Origin of the sequence: Xanthobacter flavus, assembly GCF_017875275.1 — a bacterium.
GTDB lineage: Bacteria > Pseudomonadota > Alphaproteobacteria > Rhizobiales > Xanthobacteraceae > Xanthobacter > Xanthobacter flavus_A.
Genome location: NZ_JAGGML010000001.1, coordinates 273,048 through 292,063 on the forward strand (window position 1 = coordinate 273,048; position 19,016 = coordinate 292,063).

The window sequence follows — 19,016 nt, forward strand, 5'->3', positions numbered from 1 at the left end:
CGCAAAAAAAGCGGGGGTGGATGGTCGCTCGAAGATCGGCAGGTGCGGCCGTCTCCCTGCATAAGCTGACTCTGGAGGCTTTGTTCAGCTACACGTCTGATGAGTACAGGTCCTGCTCGTCAGTCCGGTGAAAATCGATAATGGAGCCAGCACTTTCATGAGAAACGTTCAGGGCTCGTGAAATTCGATTCCGATGGTCGAGAAGGGGGCAGCGCTCATGCGCCGCCTGACCCGAACCGATAGACCGGGATGCCGAGCTTGCGGGCCTTGTCGGCGAGGTTGTCCTGGATGCCCGTGCCGGGGAAGATAATGACCCCGATGGGCATGACCGAGAGCATCTGGTCGTTGCGCTTGAAGGGGGCGGCCTTGGCGTGCCGTGTCCAGTCGGGCTTGAACGCGACCTGCGGCACCTTACGGGCATCGGCCCAGCAGGCGGCGATCCTCTCGGCACCCTTGGGCGAGCCACCGTGCAGCAGCACCATGTCAGGGTGCTTCGCGCGGACCTGATCGAGCTTCGCCCAGATGTGCGTGTGGTCCATCGTGTCGCCGCCGGAAAAGGCGATCTTCGGACCTGTGGGCATCATCACCTCGGTCTCAGCCCGCCTGCGGGCGGCGAGGAAATCGCGGCTGTCGATGAGGGCTGCGGTGAGGTGCCGATGGTTCACCAGGGATCCGGAGCGCGGGCGCCAGGCTGAGCCGGTGTGCCGTTCGAAGGCATCGGCAGCCTCGTCGCGCATCAGCTCGAAGGTGTTGCGGCGTTCCATGAGGCTCTGGCCCTCGGCGATGAGTCGCTCCAGCTCCGCCGAGCGCACCTCGCTGCCGTCCTGTTCCTGCTGGCTGCGGCGCTGGCCTTGCTCGTTGTCGTCAAGGGTGCCCGAGATACGGCCGGCGGCACGGTGGAAGAGATGGACGGTCGACCACAGGAGATCGGGAAGGTCCGGCTCGAGGCGAGTGTCTTGCAGCGTCGCGATGAGGGCATCGAAGATGTCGGCAATTGCGCCGGTGATGCGGTCGGCATCGGGAAGCGGCCGCGGATCCGTTTCGTCGTCCGAGGGACGGTAGCCATAGAGCTGAAGTTCCTGCAGCAGGTGATCGGTGGGAGAGGAAGCGTGGCGGGGTCCGTCGTGCTCGGTGCTCATGGGAGGCTCCGTCGGTTGGACCGCAGCCTTGCGGCCTTCATGGCGACGAAGCCGGCGGGCGGGACGGACCTGCACCCCGCGGGAAGCGCGGGGCCGGAGCGTGAGCGGAGGATGGCGAAGGCCGGGGATTTTGCTTCGCGATGGAACGCCGCGTGTCGGGGCCCTGCGACGCCTGCGTCGTGGGGAAACACCGGCGACGGAAAATCACCGGCCGGAGCCATTGCCGGTCCGGGACGACTGCCGGCCGATCGCCCTCTGGAAGGCCTGGCTGCGGGTTCTCTGTCGGCGGTGGGTATCAGAGCGTGGCGGAAGAGCATTCCCGCTCGCAGCCACTCCAGATCATGGGCTCGTCACGGACAAGCGGGCGACGTCCTCGGGAGCAAGCTGACATCGGAGTTGCGCCCGCAAGGCGTCAACGCCAAAGGCGCGCAGATCTTCGTTGAAGTCGCCAAGCGTCGGCGAGAGCACGATGGCCTCGATCCCGGTGGAGTTCGCTCGTGCAATGAGGCTGTCCCGTGCCCTGTTGCCGGCCGGATCGGTGTCGCGGGCGATGTAGAGCCGCCGTAGCCCGGGTGGAAAGGCGATGGCGGAAAGGTGGGCGGCCGAGAGCGCCGCTGCCGTCGGGAGGCTTGGCAACACGCCGCGGAGGGAAAGGATCGTCTCGATGCCCTCTCCGGCAGCCATCACGTCATCAACTCGGCCGAAGCGAACGGCATGCTCCAGCAGGTGACCTATGGCCCGCCGGGGCGTGGCGATTGCCGCCTTGTCCGATCCGTCCGGAGCGAGCCACGTCCGGTGGATGCCCATGATCCGTCCCCTGAGGTCGGTGACGGCAGCGATCATGGCCGGCAGGGGTTGAATGGGCCCGTGCGCAGCCGGGCGATAGAAGCAGCGAGGATGAAAGCGCAAGCTTCCGGTTTCGTGCAAAGCCGAGATGCCGCGGGTCCGCAGATACGCCTCTACGATTGTGCCCGAAATCGGCTCTGCAGCGGCGAACAGCCGTCGTGCCGAGATGACCGGATCACGTGAGGAACATTGCTTTCCGCCATGAGGAGCTTCCGCGTCTGGTGAGATTGGTGGAAGGCGCAGAAATGCTTGAGCCTCTGCGACCACATCGGTGAAGTTGAGCAGGCCCCGGCTTTCGCGGATCACGTCGAGGAGGTCGCCGTGCTCGCCCGTGGCAGCGTCGGTCCATTTTCCGGCTGGGCCCTTCGCGGTGTCCGTCAGCCGCACGAACATGGAGCGGCCGGGAGAGTTGCGAACATCGCCGACCTGCCAATAGTGCCCCTGCCGTCGGCCCGCGGAGAGATAATGGCGGCAGACTGCCTCCGCCTGCCGCCCCAACTGCCGGGCCAGATCATGGGTCACATCCGTCATGGGGACGCTCCAAGAAAATGGCCCGCCGTCCGGGCCACGCGATAGGGGGGATCGCGGAGCCACAGACGGCGGGCCAGGTTGCCCGGGGAGGATTATTCGGCAGCGATCGAGGAGGAGATCGCTTCGGGCTCCTCAGTGTCGGCGAGGTCTTCGCTGTCGGCCATGGCCGTTTCGCCGTCGGTCTCCGCCGTTTCCTCGCCGACGGTGTCCAAGGGCTGGGTCCGCAGCGCCTCCGGGAGCCAGCCGCTGTCGGCGAGGAGGGTCTCGGCCTCCCGGGCCATGTCGCCCTTCTTGAGGTGGGCGATCCGCTCGGCCGGGCGCTCCCCCTTGGCCTCGGTCACCGCCTGCAGGATGCGGGCCTTGGTGACCCTGCCGAGGAAGGTGTCCACCGTGGGCTTCCATCCGACGGCTGCCATGTCGAGCGACACCGCCTGCGCCAGCCTATCGGCATGGGCGAAGGCGCGGGGACGGCGGTTCCAGGCCTCATGCACCGCATTGACCGAGAGGCTCACCACATGGGCGAACAGTGCGGCCCGGCTGTCGTGGTCCCACCCGCTCAAGGTGTCCCAGAGCGTGCCCGGCTCCTTCGGCAGAGCCTTGGCCCAGCTCTCATGCCGGACACGAATGGACTCGGCGGAGACGCTGTCATTGAGGCCCGGCGCCTGGGCATTGAACGAGACGCTCTTGAGATCGAGCTCAAGGCAGCTGTCCGAGCCATAGGCGTAGAAAGCTTTCAGCGTCAGGGCATGGACCGCGGCAAGGAAGGCGACGTCAGGCTGCTCGCCCAGCGAATGGCGCAGGCCGAGGGTGCGGTGGGTGGTCAGCTCCGTGAGCAGCCGGTCGGAGATGGGGGTGAGGCCGTCCTCCTCCTCGGGCTCGCCAGGAGCATCGCCTGCTGCCGCCTCCTGCCGAGGGGATGAGGCCACGAGGTTGGCACCGTCGGTCTCGATGGAAGGGTCATGGTCCTCCTCGACCGGCACCTCGTCCTCCGGGCGGACGAAACCCCGTTCCACCCGGAGCTTTCCATCCTGTGCGATGCTGACGAAGGCGCCGGCCCGGGCGACCTCCGCCGGATCGAACGCGAGAGGACGCGCTTCGAAGGCCTCCAGCATCGCCTCGAGTGCCCCGAGCCGCGCGTCGACCTCTTCGGGAAGCTCGTCGACATCGGCATGTTCTTCGGACAGACGATCGTATTCCCCCTGGGCTGCCTCCCGCGCAGCCTCCTCCGCTTCGGTCAAATGCATGGGCTCGCCCCGCAATTGGCGTAGGCCATAGGTGTGGCCATAGGCGAAGTCCGGCGCGACCTCGATCCACTTCCAACCCTCGCTCCGGATCACGTCGGCCTCGGCGACGAGCTTCTCGGCCACCATCCGGTCGACGAGGGGCACATCCTGCAGCCAGCCACCGTCATCGCCCTGGAACAGGTCGCGCAGCACCGTGCCGCCGGCCATCTCGTAGGCCTCGATGCCGATGAAGCGGGCCCGCTTGTCGGATGCCCGCACCGCGCCCTCCGTCAGCATGCGCCGGATGACATAGGGCTGCTTGTCGTAAGCTTGGGCGAGACGCTCCAGCACCTGCTCCTGCCGTTCATGGTCGCCCGATACGGTGAAGGCCATGAGCTGGTCGAGGGTGAGGCCATCCTCGGCATAGGTGTCGAGGAGCGTCGGAGAGAGCGAGGCGAGCTTCAGCCGCTGCTTCACCACCGCGACCGAGACGAAGAAGGCGGCGGCGATCTCCTCCTCGGACTGGCCCTTCTCCCGCAGAGCGAGAAAGGCACGGAACTGGTCGAGGGGATGGAGCGGCGCGCGCTGGACATTCTCGGCGAGGGAATCCTCCTCGGCGATGCCGCCCTCACGGACAATGCATGGCACCGGGGCCGTCCTGGCGAGGCGCTTGCGCTTCACCAGCAGCTCCAGCGCCCGATAGCGCCGCCCGCCGGCCGGGATCTCATACATGCCGGTCTCGACGCCGTCGGGATCGACCACGGCTCGGACATTGAGGCCCTGGAGCAGGCCGCGCCGGGCGATGTCCTCGGCGAGTTCCTCGATGGAGACGCCCGCCTTCACCCGGCGGACGTTGGCCTGACTCAGCACCAGCTTGTTGAAAGGGATGTCGCGGGAGGACGAAAGGGTGATCTTCTGAACGGCCGTGGCCATGGGATATTTCTCCGCGACGGGCGGCCAGAGAACCTCTCTCTGGCCTCCAACCCGTCACGAAGGACGGCGCCGCCCTCTTCCTCTGAGGGCAGCGCCGCAGAACCGATGATCCGGAAATCCGGAACAACACGAAGCCGGAGACACGACATTCCGCATCTCCGGCTTCGCGGATCTCAGACGGCGCGGTCGAGGAGTTTCTTCGCCCGCGCCTCCAGATCGAGGCGGGCATCCTGGTGGGGCTTGTCCCGGGCCACGGCCGTGATGCCCTGCACGAAGTCGAAGATGCTCTCCGGCTTGCGACCTTCTTCGGCCAGCACGGTCTCGATCACCTTCTGCGTCTCCGCCTTGGAGAAGCCCTTGCGGCGCAGGAACTCGGTGCGGTCCTCGTCGGTGCGCGCCACGATGCGCTCGCGTGCCGCCTTGATGCCGTTGACGAAGGGCATGGGGGAGGAGTTAGCAAAGCGCTCCAAAGCCGGCGCCGCCTGATGGGCGAACCGAGATGCGGCATACTTGGAGTGCCGGATGGTGATCTCCTCGAAATCCTCGACGCCCCACAGGTTGCGGTTCTGGCAGACGGCCCGCAGGTAGAAGCTGGCGATCCCCAGCGTCTTGGCGCCCACCTCCGAGTTCCAGCAATAGAAGCCCCGAAAAAACAGGTCCGGAGAGCCGTCCGGCAGCCGGCCAGCCTCGATGGGATTGAGATCATCCACCAGGAACAGGAAGACGTCCCGATCCGAGGCGTAGAGCGTGGTGGTGTCCTTGGTGATGTCGACGCGGGGATTGTAGATGCCTGTCGACCAGTCGAGCACACCCGGCACCTTCCAGCGGGTGTCGCCGGTGCCATTGCCGGCGATGCGGCGCACGGCATCCACCAGCTCGTGGTCGTAGATGCGGCCGTAGTCGGGACCGGTCACGGCCCGTAGCTCGACGCGGCCGTCCTCCACCTCCAGCGTCTTCACCTGCTCAGCGCGGTGCGTCAGCAGGCCGTGCTGCAGATTGATGCCGGCGAGCGGAGCCGGGAGTTGCCGCAGGTAGGCCGCCGGCGCGCCGATGAGGCTTGCAAGCTGGCCGAAGCTCCAGTGGGTCGGCGCAACAGGAGCCTCCGTCCCCGGCAGCGCGAGCGTCAGCCGGTCCGGCGCCTCTCGGCTCGCTTTGACGCGGATAGCCGCGCTCTCCACCGTCCGGGTCCGGCTCCGGTCGGACCGGCCGCGCACCGCGCCATACAGCTCCGACAGGGACAGATAGCGTTCGTCCGCCGGCCGGGAGAACCACTCCGACGACACGCGGCCGACGCGCTCGCCGCGATTGACATCCACCTTATACCCGCCGCTCGGATCACCGCGGGCGTCCAGAACCTGTTCGTTCATGGGATCGTTCTCCATGACGGGCGCCGGCAGCCTCTCTCCCGGCAGTCAACCCGTCACGGAAAACCGGTCCACCCTCTGACTCTTGAGGGGCGTTGCGGGGGCTCCCCGCTCGATGGGGTCGGCCGAGACCTGGCTCGGCCGCAGGGGAAGGCTTTCCCCTAGCAGCGTCACATCAGAAGAGCCGGATTCATTCAGGCCGGCTCGGGAACAGGAGATAGATCCAGTCGGCGCAAGCCGCCAGGATCTTCAGCGCCATGCCGGGGGAATGAATTTCAGCGCTGCCGTGGGACAGACCATTACGTAATGCGATAAGCGCCTCGACAGGATCGGCCATCAGCATGCTGCCCTCGACCATTGGCGGCAACGCGCCCGTTTTGCGTGCTCGATCGACCAGATTGCGCAGCGTGCCGCGTGCGTCTCCACCATGCCCACTCAAACGAAATTTGAGCGCTAGCTCGAAAGCTCCGAATGCTTGGATTTCTCCCACCACGAAGAGATCGTAGTCAAAAAAGGCGTAAAGCATGATGCTACGCGCTCTGTCGAAGGCCTTTTGAACCTCTACGGGTGCCGCACCCTTCAAGCCGACATCAACTATTCCGGCATGATGGTCTCGAAGCGTCATTCGACGCGCGACATCTTGCTCAATAACATAGAGGTCAGCGAACCGGGGATCGGGCTCGAGAAGGGAGTCGAATGGCTTGAGAGACATGGGGCAGATGGCTCCTCTGAGCTATGCGCCCCAAGCGTCAATGATTTGGCGCAGAGGAAACGGAGCTCTTTCCTTCGACCATTCGTGGTACGGCGCTGCCGTCTGGCTATAGGGGCCAGGCTCCGGTCGATCGAACTGAACCCGCGCCGGGATATGGAACGCGCTTCCGAAAACGATCGCCTCGCCCGACGACAAAATCGTCACCTGATCGAGCAAACGCCGCGCCTGCATCGGGATGATGCGTCGGAAATGGTCGATGTCGTCCGGGTTCTGCAGACGATGGCTGATGAAGTTGGCACACTGGCTGATAATTGTCTGGCTGATCTCGCTCGGTCGCTGGCTGGCGATGATCAGTGAGAGGCCAAACTTCCGTCCCTCCTTGGCGATACGCTCATAGGCGAGACGTGCGAGGCGATGGCCGCGGTCTTCGTCCGATCGCGCCGGCCGCGCGTAGTTGTGCGCCTCCTCCAGGACGAGCACCCAAGGATGCTTATAGCGTGATGCCGCCGGCAATCGCTCCCTTGCCTCGAGGAGTACGCGCCCGATGACGGCGCAAGCATAAGGGAGAATCTCGTTTCCCAACATGGATAAGTCGAGCACCGACACCTTAGGCCCGCCCGCATTTCCGAGACCAAAACGGGAAAACCACGATGCCAGATCCGGGATGCTAGTTTCGGCGTTCTCATAATTGAGAAACGAATGCCAGCGTTTATCGTCGAGGCGCGTCTTCAACCTCAGTTTCAACGTCGTGAGGTGTGCATCGACCCTTATGGTATCTTCCTTGGACACCGCTCGATTGATCAGGGATGGATCTGTCAACGTCGAACGGGAGATGCGCAACGGTGAATCGGCTGTCCGAACGGCAGTCTCGGCGACATGGCTGCCGCCGATGATCTTTGCGCGGATTTCATCCTGGAGCTTTCGAGCCTCGGCTTCGATCTGAGCAGCATTCGCGAGGACCTCTTGATTGAAACCGGTGATCGCTTTGTGCGATGCGAACAGAGTTTCAAATGAGGCTGTATCGATGTCGGAATTCGCCAGATAGCCTACAATCAGATCGCAATATGAACCAGCCGACTTCCGTTGTATCTTTTGGAGATCGGAAAGCAGCTTTTCGATTGAGCTTAAAGCACTCTGGAATGTATTAAGATTCGAAACCTCATCAGCATTCCCGCCCTTCGCGATCGCCCACCAATCCTTCAGGACCGGCTCCTGCGTTTGTTCGGCAGCGCTCAACCAAGCGCAGATCTCTTCAGCATTGAGAAACCAGAGTGGAAGGCCGAATTCTTCACCGTTGAGGTAGATGCGATCGGGCAATCGTGTGACGGTCTTGCCTGTTGGGAATGCCTTTTCATACTCGCCATTAATGTCGAGGATAAAGACATGCGGCTCCTCGGCGGCACCATCGAGCGCCTTCATCGCCTTCTGGATCAGGCTGGAAACGGAAAAGGACTTGCCCGAGCCGGTGTTGCCGACGATCGCCAGAGGGCGCGAAAACAGATCGTTGTAGGAGGCGCGCACGACATTGCGCGTCTGGCCCGTTGGAAACCCGATTTTCAGGTCGTAGTCGAAGTCCTTGTCATCATAGCCTTCTGGCCTATTGCGCCGCGGCGGAAGCTCGAACACAGCGCGCAGCACGGCCGGCGATCCGATCTCAGCAGGGGTATCGAGGGTTGGCAGAACGGATATGCCCGGGCTGAAGGAGGCGTCGTCATCAATGTTCTCGATCGTGCCCAGCAACTGCACGCTGGCGATCCGGCGAGACTTCATCAACTCAAGGCTGAGGTCGTCGCCACTTGCAGGGTCGAAGCTCTCGCGCGCCTCGAGGTCGGTAATGATGCCGATGACGGTTTCGCCCGCCCCCAATGAAAATGTCAGGTAGGCGTTGATGGCGATCGCGACCTGGACGCCGTCAAGGGTCGCGCGAAGCGCCGAGCGGGTTTCGGGCAAAAGCTCGACTTTCACCCGAAACCCCTGAACAGCGACGATGTGGCCGACAAGTCTAGGATTATCCATGGTCAAGCCCCCGTATCGGGTTCGGCGGGCATTGCAGACGAGGCGATCTGCTTTTCAAAACGACGCAGACGCAAGAAATCGTCGAGCCATTGGACGTCGGGCATCGCTGACCGCGCAAAATCATCAAAGGTCGCGTGCTTGAACGTGGCAGCCGCAAAGGCTGCGTCGGTCGGGCACAACACGAAAGCGCGCTTGCCAAGGTCCTTGTACCGCCGGATGCGCTCGACGACCGGGCTCTCCGGATTGGGCTCCACCACCAGCATAACCAGCGACGGGTTGATCAAGGCACTCTCGATGATTCGGCTGACATGATCGTCGCCGAAGCCGTAGCCGAGGACGAGCAGGAACGTCTGAGGGATGCCGAGGCGCACTTGGAATGATCGGAAGAGATGCGCATACGGCATCGTCAGCGTCTGCGTGAACTTATTCGCGGTCGGCAGAATACCGATCGATGCGGTTCCCTCGGCAAGATCAACGAGTGCGGCTGCCTTCTCCTCCGGCTTCAAGTCCACATAGGCTCGGAACGGCGCGAGGTCGGGGTGCCGCGCCCGCATCTCGCCATCTTGCTCGAACCAGTGAATTGACCCATGCAGCTTGTAAAAATGCAGGAACTTGTCGAAGCGCCGGACTCGGCCTTCGGCGACTTCCCCCGGATAATAGACGTCAAGGCCGTAGACGGAGGGATCGAACCGCGCTGCGGCGCGGCCGGTGAACCCATCGAAATACTGGATGCCGAGCAACTCCAGCGCCTGCTCGAACAGGGTGTCGTAGTTCAACGTGAAAAGATGAGTTCGCCCGAGATTGCTATCTCGGGCGACGAGCTTGGAGAGAAATGCGAGCTGCGGCGGGGTCTCTCTTATCGACTTCGCCATGGCCTTATCGGGCAAGGACAGCGCGCATTCTGCGAAAATCGACATGCGCAGATGGTTTACGAACCACTGGAGATCGTCAAAGCTTGGTGCGGGTGTGCTCGGCCAGGTGACACCGGAGAATGGTGCGTCTTTCGACTGGCCAATGACCAAGGCGTTGGCGACGAAGGATAGCCAAGCTTCGAAACCTAGCGTCGGTTCATCGATAAAATTAGCCAGCCAGACGGCGTCCCTCCGCGCCTTGATGATGGGGCCGATTGAGGCAGGCACATCCGGGAGGGCCTCGATCGTTTCGAAGACAGCGGTTTCAAGATTCGCCATGGTCTTCCCGCCGGCTGAAACCGACGTACCGGAACCCGTCAAAACCACGAGGTTTTCCATGCGTAGCCATTCGGAGATCAGAGCTTGGAGGCGAACTCGCCCCTGTTTCTGGTCAAGCCCAAGCAGGAGATCTCCAGCATTGCCGTCTTCGGTCAGACCGATGAGCTGGTACTCGATGGGTACAGGCGGCGGCGCCATCTTCATTTTTCCCCCTCCAGGCCGCCACGCAACGGATTGATGATCTGGAGCCCGGCGAAGTCCTTCTCGTTGTCAGTCACCACGACGCATTCATTCGCACCGGCGACGGCGGCGATGATCATGTCGAGTCCGCTACGGGGACGACCCGCCACCTTGCCCTCCGCCATCAGCCGCGCCCAGATCAGGCCGGCCTTGGCGTCGAAGGATAAAATGCGGCCCGTGAACAGGGCCTGCGGCCCCTCCGGCCCGACAAACCAGGCGTCGAGCGCATCGCGTTTCTTGCCGCGGGGCTTTTCCAGAATGCCACGTCGAATTTCAGCGACGGTCAATGACGCAATAAACAGGTCCTCGTCGCGCTGTGTTGCCATCCAAGCCAGCAACGACGCCGACGGCTGCGGCTTGACGATATTGCTGATGATGTTGGTATCGAGGAGATAGCGCGTCACAGATCGACCTTACGCCCCTCTTCACGCGGGCGGGAAAGATCAAGCTCCGCGCCCACCAGCGGCGAGCGGCGTAAAGCGGTGAGGATGCCGCCGGGCTTGGGTGGTTCGCCAGCGACGACTGTCTTCACGGCCGCGCGAACCTGCTCCGCTTCCGGCCCTTCCTCAGCCAGACGACGGGCAAGAGCGCGTATCAGCTCGCGATCGGATTCGAGCGCCATGATCTCGAAGCGCGTGAAGCCGCGCTGCGTCAGACGGGCGCGGTAATTCTGGATCGCTCTCTTCTGTGCAGCATTGCCCATGGCCACCCTCCATGCTATATCTGGATATATAGCCCAGATTTGTTGTGCAGACAAGTGAGGACGCGATGGCGAAACGCGTTTCAGACAGGCTTGGCCAGAGAGCGGATCGCCGCGCCATCCGATGCCGGTATTTTCCGTCTGCTGTGATGCGCTTTTCTACGCCGGATGGCGCCAGCACCAGCAACAATATGCCGAATGCCGTCGAATACTCTCCGTTGATTTGCGTTGCTTATACTTCGATTCACAACAATCGTGAAGCCGATCAACTTGCAATCGCTATCGAACGGCGCAACGATGGACCAGGACAAACGCCAGCAGCAAAGGTGCGCGCTTCGGCTCGTCGAGCCGGAACTGTCGCTCGTGCGCCGCGGCGACGGTCCCGACCCGCGCCTGAGCGAGTTGGCTCGCCTGCTCGCCCGTCGTGCTGCGCGGGAGGTGTTCGAAGAGCAGATGAAGGAACGCAGCACGACGCGCTCCTGACACCTCAGGAGAGTGCGCTTTGAAAGTCGCGATCTACGCCCGCTATTCGTCCGACAATCAGCGCGACGCCTCCATCGCCGACCAGCTCCGCATCTGCCGCCTCCATGCCGAGAAGCAGGGTTGGCAGGTGGTCGAGGAATATACCGACCACGCCATTTCCGGCGCCTCCCTTCTTCGTCCCGGTATCCAAGCCCTGATCTCGGACGCAGCGCGCGGCCGTTTCCAGTACGTGCTGGCCGAGGCGATGGATCGTCTTTCGCGCGATCAGGAGGACATTGCCGGCCTCTACAAGCGCATGGCCTATGCGGACGTGAAGATCGTCACGCTCTCCGAGGGCGAAGTCACGCATCTGCATGTCGGTCTGAAGGGCACGATGAACGCCCTGTTCCTCAAGGATCTCGCCGACAAGACGCGCCGAGGCCAGCGCGGGCGCGTCGAGATGGGCAAGTCCGGCGGCGGCAACGCCTATGGCTATGATGTGGTGAAGAAGTTCGACGCCGGCGGCGAGCCCATACGCGGCGACCGGACCATCAACGAGTTTCAGGCGGGGGTCATCCGCCGCATCTTCCGTGACTATTCGGCCGGAAAGTCGGCGAAGCGAATTGCCTTCGAGCTGAACAAGGAGGGCATCTCCGCGCCGGGCGGTGGAGAATGGGGCTTCAGCACGATCAACGGCAATCCGAAGCGCGGCAACGGAATCCTCAACAACGAGATGTACGTTGGCAAGCTGGTCTGGAACCGTCAGCGCTTCATCAAAGACCCGGACACTGGCAAGCGCCAGGCGCGCATAAACCCGGAGGAGGACTGGATCACCCAGGATGTGCCCGAGTTGCGCATCCTTGACGACGAGCTGTGGCGGGCGGTCAAGGATCGCCAGAAAGCGGTCAAACTGAACCGTAGCGACAACGGCGAGACCGAGAACCACTTCCGGGAACGTCGGCGCCCCAAATACCTTTTCTCGGGCCTGACCAAGTGCGCCTGCTGTGGCGGTGGCTATTCGATGATCTCGGCTGACCTGGTTGGCTGCTCGACAGCCCGGAATAAGGGCACTTGCGACAATCGCAGGAACATCCGGCGCGATCAGTTCGAGGCGCGCGTCCTGAACGCGCTGCGCCATCACCTGATGGACCCAGCGCTGTTCAAAGAATTCTGCGAGGAATTCACCCGCGAGATGAATCGGCTGCGCATGGAAGGCCGAGCGTCGATCGATGCGGCCGAGGCCGAGATCAAGCGAATCGACCGGGAACTCGACAAGTTGATGAAGCTCATCCTCGCGTCCGACAGCGACGACGCCCCCACCCGGATGATGAAGCAGATGAAGGAGCTGGAGGCTCGCCAGAAGGAGCTAAAAGCGTTCCTGCAGGACGCCCAGGAGCCGCCGCCCCTCCTGCATCCAAACATGGCGCATCACTACCACGCCCAGGTGGATGAGCTGTATGCGGCGCTTCAGGAGGATTCGGAGGAAAAGCGGATGACGGCGGCCGACCTGATTCGCTCGCTGGTGAAGGAGATCATCCTGACGCCGGCAGGAGGCGAGCTTCGGGTCGACGTGCGAGGTGATCTGGCTGGAATTCTTGCGATTTCGCTCAAAAGCAAACGGCCCGCCAGAGGGGCGGGCCGATCGCAAGTCGAGATGGTTGCGGGGACCTGCTCTGATCAGAACTTGCGAACGCAAAAAAGCCGCCCGGTGGGGGCGGCTGATTTGCGCGATTTGGTATCGCAATTTGAGATGGTTGCGGGGGCACGCAACTACCGATACCGACACTCATTAGAGATAGCGGTTTGATGGACATCATGCGGCCCTCTCCTGGCGGGTGCGAATGTCAGTGATCCAGTTCGCTAGCACAGCAATTTCGCTTTCGATCACCGCCGCTGAAGGCAGCCGGGGATTAATTTCGCCCGGCTGACTATGCAGGAGTGCGGAGCAACGACCAAATGCCTCACGCATCGTGAGGCAGTCCGCGTCAGTCAGAATGGTGAGCTTTATTAAGCCGGTTGTATCGACCTTGCGCGATAAACGACGGATCACAGGTCCGACCACTTCTTCCACTGCACGCTCCCAACAATTGCGAAGCTGGTCTTGGAAGGATGTCACCTCCCGCAACCATTTCGCCTGATCGCCGCGCTCGTGGTGGATTTTTACATTCGCAAGGTGGGCCTTCATGCCGTCGATCACCTTGTCGAGCGGCATGACGCTGGCCGGCGGGTCTTGATGGCAGAAGCCGGAATTATCGGCACCACGACTGATGAGCCGATAGGCGACCGGCGTTGCTTCACGGTCCTTGGTTGCGCGGCAGGCCTCGTCGAGGAGCAGAAGAAAGGCCATGTCGTGTGTGAACACGATCACCTGTCGCGTTTCGCCTGCTTCGGCCAGGCGTGCGGCGACCCGATCACGGTGCAGGTGGTCAAGAGAGGACACGGGATCGTCGAAAACGATGGCCGACTGCGCGTCGATGGTCGACAGCTCGGCGAGGAAGGCGGCGAGCGCCACGCAGCGATGCTCGCCTTCGCTCAAAACCTTGCCGACGGGTTCACTGGGCTTGTTGATGAGGCGCACCTGGAAGAAGGGCACCCCCGCTGAGGTCTTAGCCTGTTGAAGCTCGATGGCGAGGCCGGCTACGCCGAGCTTATCGACTTCGATCGCGAAGCGGCCGCGCAGGCGATTGGTGACAAGAGCCTGGGCGATCCGGGCGCTCTGGGTCGTGATCTTGTTTGTGGTCGTGTCCTTGCTGGCCCTTTCCAGGGCCTCGATGGCCTTGCGGCGCTCCATCTGGGCAAGAACGTCGGCTTGCACGACGCCGAGCCACTTCCGGTCGGCCAGGCCGTCGCGCTCGATGAGAAGGGCGGCACGTTGGGGAGAGCCTGCCTCCGATTCCAGGCCTTCGATCCGCCTGGCGATCCCGTCCAGCACATCACGTATTCCCAATGGTGTGGGGGGCACGTCCGGCGGCAATGCATGCAAAACCTCGTCAGCGTGGGTTCGAAGCACCGCCCGTAGTCGCCAGGACAGTTGGACGATCTGGCGGCGAAGGGTCGTCGCCAACTCGTCCTGGCCGATATCGTCGCGGATCAGAGTGACGAACGAGGGCAGATCTTTAATGGGAAAGCTATGCGAGGATAACTGCTCCAGCAGCTCGTCATAAGCTGCGGCGGCTTCCTCTTCACGACGTTTGCTTTCGTCCTGGACGAAGGCTTCGAAGCTGCTCAGTCGGTTAGCGGCTTCCTCGCTGAGCGGCTGCTGGCACAGGACGCAATGGGCATCGGGGTCCGTCACGGGAAAAGGCTTTTCGGGATAGGCCGCTTCGCGTGAATAGGTTCGAGCCGCTTCCCACAGGGCTCTCCAGATGTCCGAACCAATGTCGGGCAGAGGTTCCGCAGCGAAAAGATCGATGGATGCGGCCAATGCCGCCGCTCGCGCAGTCGCAAGACGCCCATGAGCCTCGCGGAGCGCGGTCCGGTTCTGCTCAGAGGCGGCGGCGGTCAATTTGCTGATCTGTTCGATCACCGCATTGATACGGGTTTCCTGAGCCTGGAGCTGACGGACTGTCCGGGCGGGATCGCTGGCGAGGTCGGAAATAAGGGTTTGAAGCCGAGCGTCTTCCTGCGCGTTCAGTCCCGCCAGCTTCTCAATGGCTTCGGGTTTGGTCTTTCCGGACAATTCGGCGATCATCTTGCCGACCGCCGTATCCGGCTTGCATTCGGGTTTCGAAAGGACGACGGGTGTCTGCTGTTGAAGCTTATGGATTTCGGCCGAAAGTTCGGCTTTCACATCCTGGCACGCCTGCGCGAGGCCGGCGAGAATGCGGAGAGGAAGGGGCGTATAGGCGAGATCGTTGGTGTTTTCGACATGGACATTGGCGGTCCGGGAGTCGAAGACGCTGACGGCGGACAGCATAGGATCGACCGCTCCGCCCTGATTCCACGTCGCGTTTCGCTTCTGACCGCCGATGAAGAAGTCGATACTGGCAGTCGGTACGCCGCCTGAACCGGCATAGATATTCGGAAGGATGGCATCACCCTTCGGTGAGCGTGCCCGGCAAAGCTGTTTGAGGACGCGGGCGTATCCGGATTTGCCAGCCCCATTGTCACCATAGATCACGGTAAGACCGGCTTTGCCGAAGGACAGCCGCTCGCCTGACGCGAGCGCGTTCACATTCGACAATCCATGCAAGGCGCCGAGGCTGACGACCGCATGGCTTGCGGCAGGGTCGCGGATGTGGCTGGCATCCAGCGGAGCTGCGGGATTGCCGCCCTTGCAGACAGCAACGAGCGCCGCAATATCGGCAGGTTCAAGCTTGGTCTGGCTGCACAACCGACGCAAGGCGTCGCGCTGCCAGCCGGGCAGATCGACAGACCATTTCAGTATGTCGGCAAGCGCCGCGGCCTCGTTCGAGAGGTCAGTATTCTGTTGCTCCATCGTTCGGTTCCCCCCTGGCTCGGCCATCTGATGTTTCTATTGTCGCTACCCCGTCACACGCCGCCGACAATCCGTCTTTCCGCGCCAAGCGGAATGATCCAGCCGCCCGCGCCGTCCCGGCGCGCAAAGTCATCGGGACTGACCTTCGCGGCCAAACGACCGCGAATGGTGTCCGCTTCGCCATCGATTGCCGCGCGGACCAGATCCCGATCGATGCCGACGAAAACCGGACGAAGGTTGAGCCGGGCCAGCGCCTCCTGATCGACGGCGCTGGCGCTTGCATCGATGATCGGACCAGCGCGCGTGACGATCCCGCCTATCAGGCTGCCTATATCGCCGTCCTTCTCGACTTCGCTAATCACCGCATTGTTCAGGATGGCGCGCGCTCGGGTCGAGGCGTTTTGCGAAGCACGCGGGCGGGCCTGCCGTATCAGATCACGCAGCGCTTGAGCGAGTTCGGCGTGGCCGAGGTGCTCGATCATGCTGGCGATATGCAGGCGAAGCAGGCCGATGAAAGGAGCATCCTTGTCTTGCGGGTCGATGGCCTCACCTATGTCGACCGGATCGTGAACGGAAAGATACGCGTCTGCGGGGCTGGGACTGGCCACGCCCCAGCGCGTGGCGACGGCGATCCGCTTCACCGTAACCTTCCGGCCTTTGACCGTGACGTCGATGCGTCCGGCTTGTGCCCAGGCGCGGGAAAGCGCCTTCGCCGTTCCGCTTGGGTCGTGGCAGCCTTTGGCCTCTGCGATCGTGAGCGAAGTCAGATCGGATTTGCACGCGATCCAGTCGGGAAGGTCGCCTCGTGCGAGGCGCTCGATCTTGGCGCGTTTGCGACGATCCAGATCGACCACACGATTACCGAGATGGGCGAAGATGGACAGATCGAAGTAGCGTTCGAGATAGGCGCGGGCGACGAACCTGCCGAACAGACCCGACAAAGCGACCTTCACTTCACGGGCCTGCCCGAGCGGCTGTTTGAAGATGAAGGGCGTGCCCATGCCGGTTGGCGACAGCAGCGCATCGAGGATCGACCATGCGCCGTAAGCGGCGCCCGGCGTCTGAAGCACCTCCCGAATGCCGGCATCCTCGATCTCGGATACGTCCAACTCGATGGTCGCGCCGGGGGCTGGGTCCAGCGATGGCGGAGTAAAGCTGTAGATGAAGGTTCGGCTCATGCATCGGCCAGCTTGTAGGCTGACCTGAGAAGTGCAATCGCCTCGCCGCGCGTAAACGGCACGTTGAGCGCTTTGGGGTCGAGCGTTTCGTCGGCCTCAGCCAGATCAAGGAAGCGTCGCATGTCCTCGCGAATTTGATCGGGCAAGGTGATCGATGCATCACCGGGCAGAAGCTGGGTCAGGCGGAGCACATCATTGCGGTGCTTCTTGATATTTTTGCTGTCGATCTTTTCCCCGGCCTCGGCGCGCGCGGACAGATCGAGGAACGCCCGCGCTTTAAAGGGGATGAGAAGTGTTTCGTCGATGACGGTTACACCCTCGACCTTCCGCTTCGCAGACTGCAACGCTTCATAGTATCCATCGTCGAGCAGAATGGCCGACAGGCTGACGATGTCTTCCTCAACCGGGATGGGGGTGAGTTCTGCATTTTCCGGAAGATCGAGGGTGCCCGGCTTGCGGAAAAACAGCTCGATCATGAAAGGGAAGCTCTGGTCCGACGGCTTGTGGAAGCGGTAGAATTCCTTTTCGCCGGTACTGCGTTCGCGTGCCTGATAGCCGCCTGCATCCAGAAACGCTTTGAAAGCGGTGCCGAAGGCGGCATCGACCACCTCAACGCAGAGCACCATATCGATGTCCTTGGTGGCCCTGAAATCAAGACCAGCTTCATCGAACAGGAGGTCGCATGCCGCGCCGCCGATGATGGCGTAGTGGTCCTCATGGCCAGCGAAGTATTTCTGAAATTTATCGATGCCAGTTACCAAGGCAGGTTCTCCAAAAGTCGATCCGCAGCCATGGCGACACGCTCGTCGCGATGATCCCGGAATTGTGCGTACAAGGACAGGACGTCCACGGTATTTGTGTCGGACAAGGCGGCCGGATCGTAGGACCATGTCTCGATGATGCAGTCGGCTTCTTCGCGGTCAGTTTCGATAAGGTCAGCCGCCTGCGAAATCGCTTTCCAGTCGCTGGCGGCGACGGCGAAAGTGTCGATACGGGGGCTAGCCAGCTCCGTGAGGTGGGATAGCGCCGTTTCCCCGGCCAACTTCAGGTGTGCGCTGAAGGCGCTCCCACGCACGAATTTCATGGCACGAACCGGACTGCGGAGATGTGGTGTCGCTTCCTCCAGGAGGCGTCGCCCTTCCGCCTTGAAGCTAATGTGCCTCTCTTTCCCATGTCTGACGGTTTCAGCTAGACGGGCGGCCACCAGGTCATCGAACGCTCTGCCGATTGACATTGCCGAATAATGCAGCCGTTCGGCTAGGGCCGACGGCGTTGTCACATTCCTGTCGAGGTGCAAAATGTGATGGAAAAGAACCGTTTGAGCAGCTGGCGATAGTCCCGCTGCTTGCCGGCGACGTGGTGCACGAAAGTGTTCGCGTAGGTCTATCGCCAGATCCGGGATATAAAGCTGGTTGCCAGGAACTATGAAGGGAACACCTTGACCGATTAGCCGCGACCTGTTGTGCGCGGTAATGCTCATGGTCGCGAAAACCACCGTGGCGTCGGTGACATTGCGGACGATGTCGATGTGCTTAGCGATATCTGCCGGTGTACCTGTATCTCCGAGCTTGGCAACGATGATGCAGTGGTGCCCGAGAATATATGTTTCATAAAGCCTGTAAGCTCGCCCGACAAACGACGGCAAGCTGCGCGTACCCTCGAATGCACGAACAACGATGCGAGCATGAAGCAGTTCTTCCAGATAGCGCTCCAGCGCTTCCAGAAACTGCGAATCACTTATATCGAGATCTTTTCCTAACATGATAACGCACACTAACATTGATGACGTTACCGTTCAATGTCGCCGTTATCGTATCTTCTTATCCTCTGCCCCTTCGAGCCTTCGCGAAGCCACGGTCCGTGGCAATGAAACGCTCCAGCATCGGCACGATAAGCCGGACGGGATCAGCAGCGGGCTGGCCACTTTCGCGGGCCAGCACCTCTGCATAGGCGATCAGATCACGGTGGAGCGTGCCCGGCAGTTCAACCGTCACTTTGACGGGTTTGTCTTCAACGAGTGGGCCGAGTTTCAGCTTTGTCATGG

16 protein-coding genes are annotated in these 19,016 nt (G+C 62.1%); 2 read left to right on the forward strand and 14 right to left on the reverse strand.

Annotated features, from left to right (window positions below; genetic code table 11):
* Positions 1 to 215: 215 nt before the first annotated feature.
* From J2126_RS01350 to J2126_RS01390, 9 genes are all read right to left on the reverse strand, one after another.
* A complete protein-coding gene (locus J2126_RS01350) occupies positions 216 to 1,139 on the reverse strand; it encodes a DUF2493 domain-containing protein (RefSeq protein WP_012116552.1) in 924 nt (307 codons plus the stop codon).
* A gap of 339 nt (positions 1,140 to 1,478) precedes the next feature.
* Positions 1,479 to 2,516, reverse strand: a complete 1,038-nt coding sequence (locus tag J2126_RS01355) for a DUF7146 domain-containing protein (protein WP_149577259.1) — start codon at positions 2,514 to 2,516, stop codon at positions 1,479 to 1,481.
* Positions 2,517 to 2,608: 92 nt separating this feature from the next.
* Positions 2,609 to 4,672 (reverse strand): ParB/RepB/Spo0J family partition protein, encoded by a 2,064-nt coding sequence (locus tag J2126_RS01360; protein ID WP_012116550.1) that lies wholly within the window; start codon positions 4,670 to 4,672, stop codon positions 2,609 to 2,611.
* Positions 4,673 to 4,845: 173 nt separating this feature from the next.
* Complete coding sequence (locus J2126_RS01365) at positions 4,846 to 6,039, reverse strand: hypothetical protein (protein WP_012116549.1); 1,194 nt, start codon at positions 6,037 to 6,039, stop codon at positions 4,846 to 4,848.
* Between the two features lie 187 nt (positions 6,040 to 6,226).
* A complete protein-coding gene (locus J2126_RS01370; RefSeq protein ID WP_012116548.1) occupies positions 6,227 to 6,748 on the reverse strand; it encodes a hypothetical protein in 522 nt (173 codons plus the stop codon).
* A 21-nt stretch (positions 6,749 to 6,769) separates the two neighbouring features.
* Positions 6,770 to 8,764, reverse strand: coding sequence for an ATP-binding protein (locus J2126_RS01375; protein ID WP_012116547.1), 1,995 nt, complete (start codon positions 8,762 to 8,764; stop codon positions 6,770 to 6,772).
* Between the two features lie 2 nt (positions 8,765 to 8,766).
* Positions 8,767 to 10,158: an SIR2 family protein gene (locus J2126_RS01380; RefSeq protein WP_188079547.1), complete on the reverse strand. Its 1,392-nt coding sequence runs from the start codon at positions 10,156 to 10,158 to the stop codon at positions 8,767 to 8,769.
* Complete coding sequence (locus J2126_RS01385) at positions 10,155 to 10,598, reverse strand: type II toxin-antitoxin system VapC family toxin (protein WP_012116545.1); 444 nt, start codon at positions 10,596 to 10,598, stop codon at positions 10,155 to 10,157. The genes J2126_RS01380 and J2126_RS01385 overlap by 4 nt, the downstream gene beginning before the upstream one ends.
* Positions 10,595 to 10,897: a hypothetical protein gene (locus J2126_RS01390; protein WP_012116544.1), complete on the reverse strand. Its 303-nt coding sequence runs from the start codon at positions 10,895 to 10,897 to the stop codon at positions 10,595 to 10,597. The genes J2126_RS01385 and J2126_RS01390 overlap by 4 nt, the downstream gene beginning before the upstream one ends.
* 252 nt (positions 10,898 to 11,149) lie before the next feature.
* Between J2126_RS01390 and J2126_RS01395 the strand changes: the two genes are divergently transcribed.
* Together J2126_RS01395 and J2126_RS01400 are read left to right on the forward strand one after the other, a co-directional pair.
* A complete protein-coding gene (locus J2126_RS01395; RefSeq protein ID WP_245327176.1) occupies positions 11,150 to 11,377 on the forward strand; it encodes a hypothetical protein in 228 nt (75 codons plus the stop codon).
* Between the two features lie 19 nt (positions 11,378 to 11,396).
* Positions 11,397 to 13,163 (forward strand): recombinase family protein, encoded by a 1,767-nt coding sequence (locus tag J2126_RS01400; protein WP_209483292.1) that lies wholly within the window; start codon positions 11,397 to 11,399, stop codon positions 13,161 to 13,163.
* Positions 13,164 to 13,169: 6 nt separating this feature from the next.
* Here the strand turns inward: J2126_RS01400 and J2126_RS01405 are convergent, their stop codons facing one another.
* The 5 genes from J2126_RS01405 to J2126_RS01425 are packed head-to-tail and all read right to left on the reverse strand — an operon-like array spanning position 13,170 to position 19,014.
* Positions 13,170 to 15,794: an AAA family ATPase gene (locus J2126_RS01405; protein WP_209483293.1), complete on the reverse strand. Its 2,625-nt coding sequence runs from the start codon at positions 15,792 to 15,794 to the stop codon at positions 13,170 to 13,172.
* Between the two features lie 53 nt (positions 15,795 to 15,847).
* Positions 15,848 to 16,972 (reverse strand): hypothetical protein, encoded by a 1,125-nt coding sequence (locus tag J2126_RS01410; RefSeq protein ID WP_209483295.1) that lies wholly within the window; start codon positions 16,970 to 16,972, stop codon positions 15,848 to 15,850.
* Positions 16,969 to 17,733: a hypothetical protein gene (locus J2126_RS01415; RefSeq protein ID WP_209483297.1), complete on the reverse strand. Its 765-nt coding sequence runs from the start codon at positions 17,731 to 17,733 to the stop codon at positions 16,969 to 16,971. Before J2126_RS01415 ends, J2126_RS01410 begins: the two co-directional genes overlap by 4 nt.
* On the reverse strand, positions 17,727 to 18,734 hold the full coding sequence (locus tag J2126_RS01420) for a hypothetical protein (RefSeq protein ID WP_209483299.1): 1,008 nt from the start codon (positions 18,732 to 18,734) through the stop codon (positions 17,727 to 17,729). The genes J2126_RS01415 and J2126_RS01420 overlap by 7 nt, the downstream gene beginning before the upstream one ends.
* A gap of 58 nt (positions 18,735 to 18,792) precedes the next feature.
* Positions 18,793 to 19,014 carry a DUF2274 domain-containing protein gene (locus J2126_RS01425; protein ID WP_209483301.1) on the reverse strand — a complete coding sequence of 74 codons (222 nt, stop codon included), beginning with the start codon at positions 19,012 to 19,014 and terminating at the stop codon, positions 18,793 to 18,795.
* Positions 19,015 to 19,016 lie beyond the last annotated feature (2 nt).

Bases quoted from the DNA above. Each gene is read 5' to 3' on its own strand.
- J2126_RS01350 (WP_012116552.1), bottom strand. From the start codon at position 1,139: ATGAGCACCGAGCACGACGGACCCCGCCACGCTTCCTCTCCCACCGAT.
- J2126_RS01355 (WP_149577259.1), bottom strand. From the start codon at position 2,516: ATGACGGATGTGACCCATGATCTGGCCCGGCAGTTGGGGCGGCAGGCG.
- J2126_RS01360 (WP_012116550.1), bottom strand. From the start codon at position 4,672: ATGGCCACGGCCGTTCAGAAGATCACCCTTTCGTCCTCCCGCGACATC.
- J2126_RS01365 (WP_012116549.1), bottom strand. From the start codon at position 6,039: ATGAACGAACAGGTTCTGGACGCCCGCGGTGATCCGAGCGGCGGGTAT.
- J2126_RS01370 (WP_012116548.1), bottom strand. From the start codon at position 6,748: ATGTCTCTCAAGCCATTCGACTCCCTTCTCGAGCCCGATCCCCGGTTC.
- J2126_RS01375 (WP_012116547.1), bottom strand. From the start codon at position 8,764: ATGGATAATCCTAGACTTGTCGGCCACATCGTCGCTGTTCAGGGGTTT.
- J2126_RS01380 (WP_188079547.1), bottom strand. From the start codon at position 10,158: ATGAAGATGGCGCCGCCGCCTGTACCCATCGAGTACCAGCTCATCGGT.
- J2126_RS01390 (WP_012116544.1), bottom strand. From the start codon at position 10,897: ATGGGCAATGCTGCACAGAAGAGAGCGATCCAGAATTACCGCGCCCGT.
- J2126_RS01405 (WP_209483293.1), bottom strand. From the start codon at position 15,794: ATGGAGCAACAGAATACTGACCTCTCGAACGAGGCCGCGGCGCTTGCC.
- J2126_RS01410 (WP_209483295.1), bottom strand. From the start codon at position 16,972: ATGAGCCGAACCTTCATCTACAGCTTTACTCCGCCATCGCTGGACCCA.
- J2126_RS01420 (WP_209483299.1), bottom strand. From the start codon at position 18,734: ATGTTAGGAAAAGATCTCGATATAAGTGATTCGCAGTTTCTGGAAGCG.
- J2126_RS01425 (WP_209483301.1), bottom strand. From the start codon at position 19,014: ATGACAAAGCTGAAACTCGGCCCACTCGTTGAAGACAAACCCGTCAAA.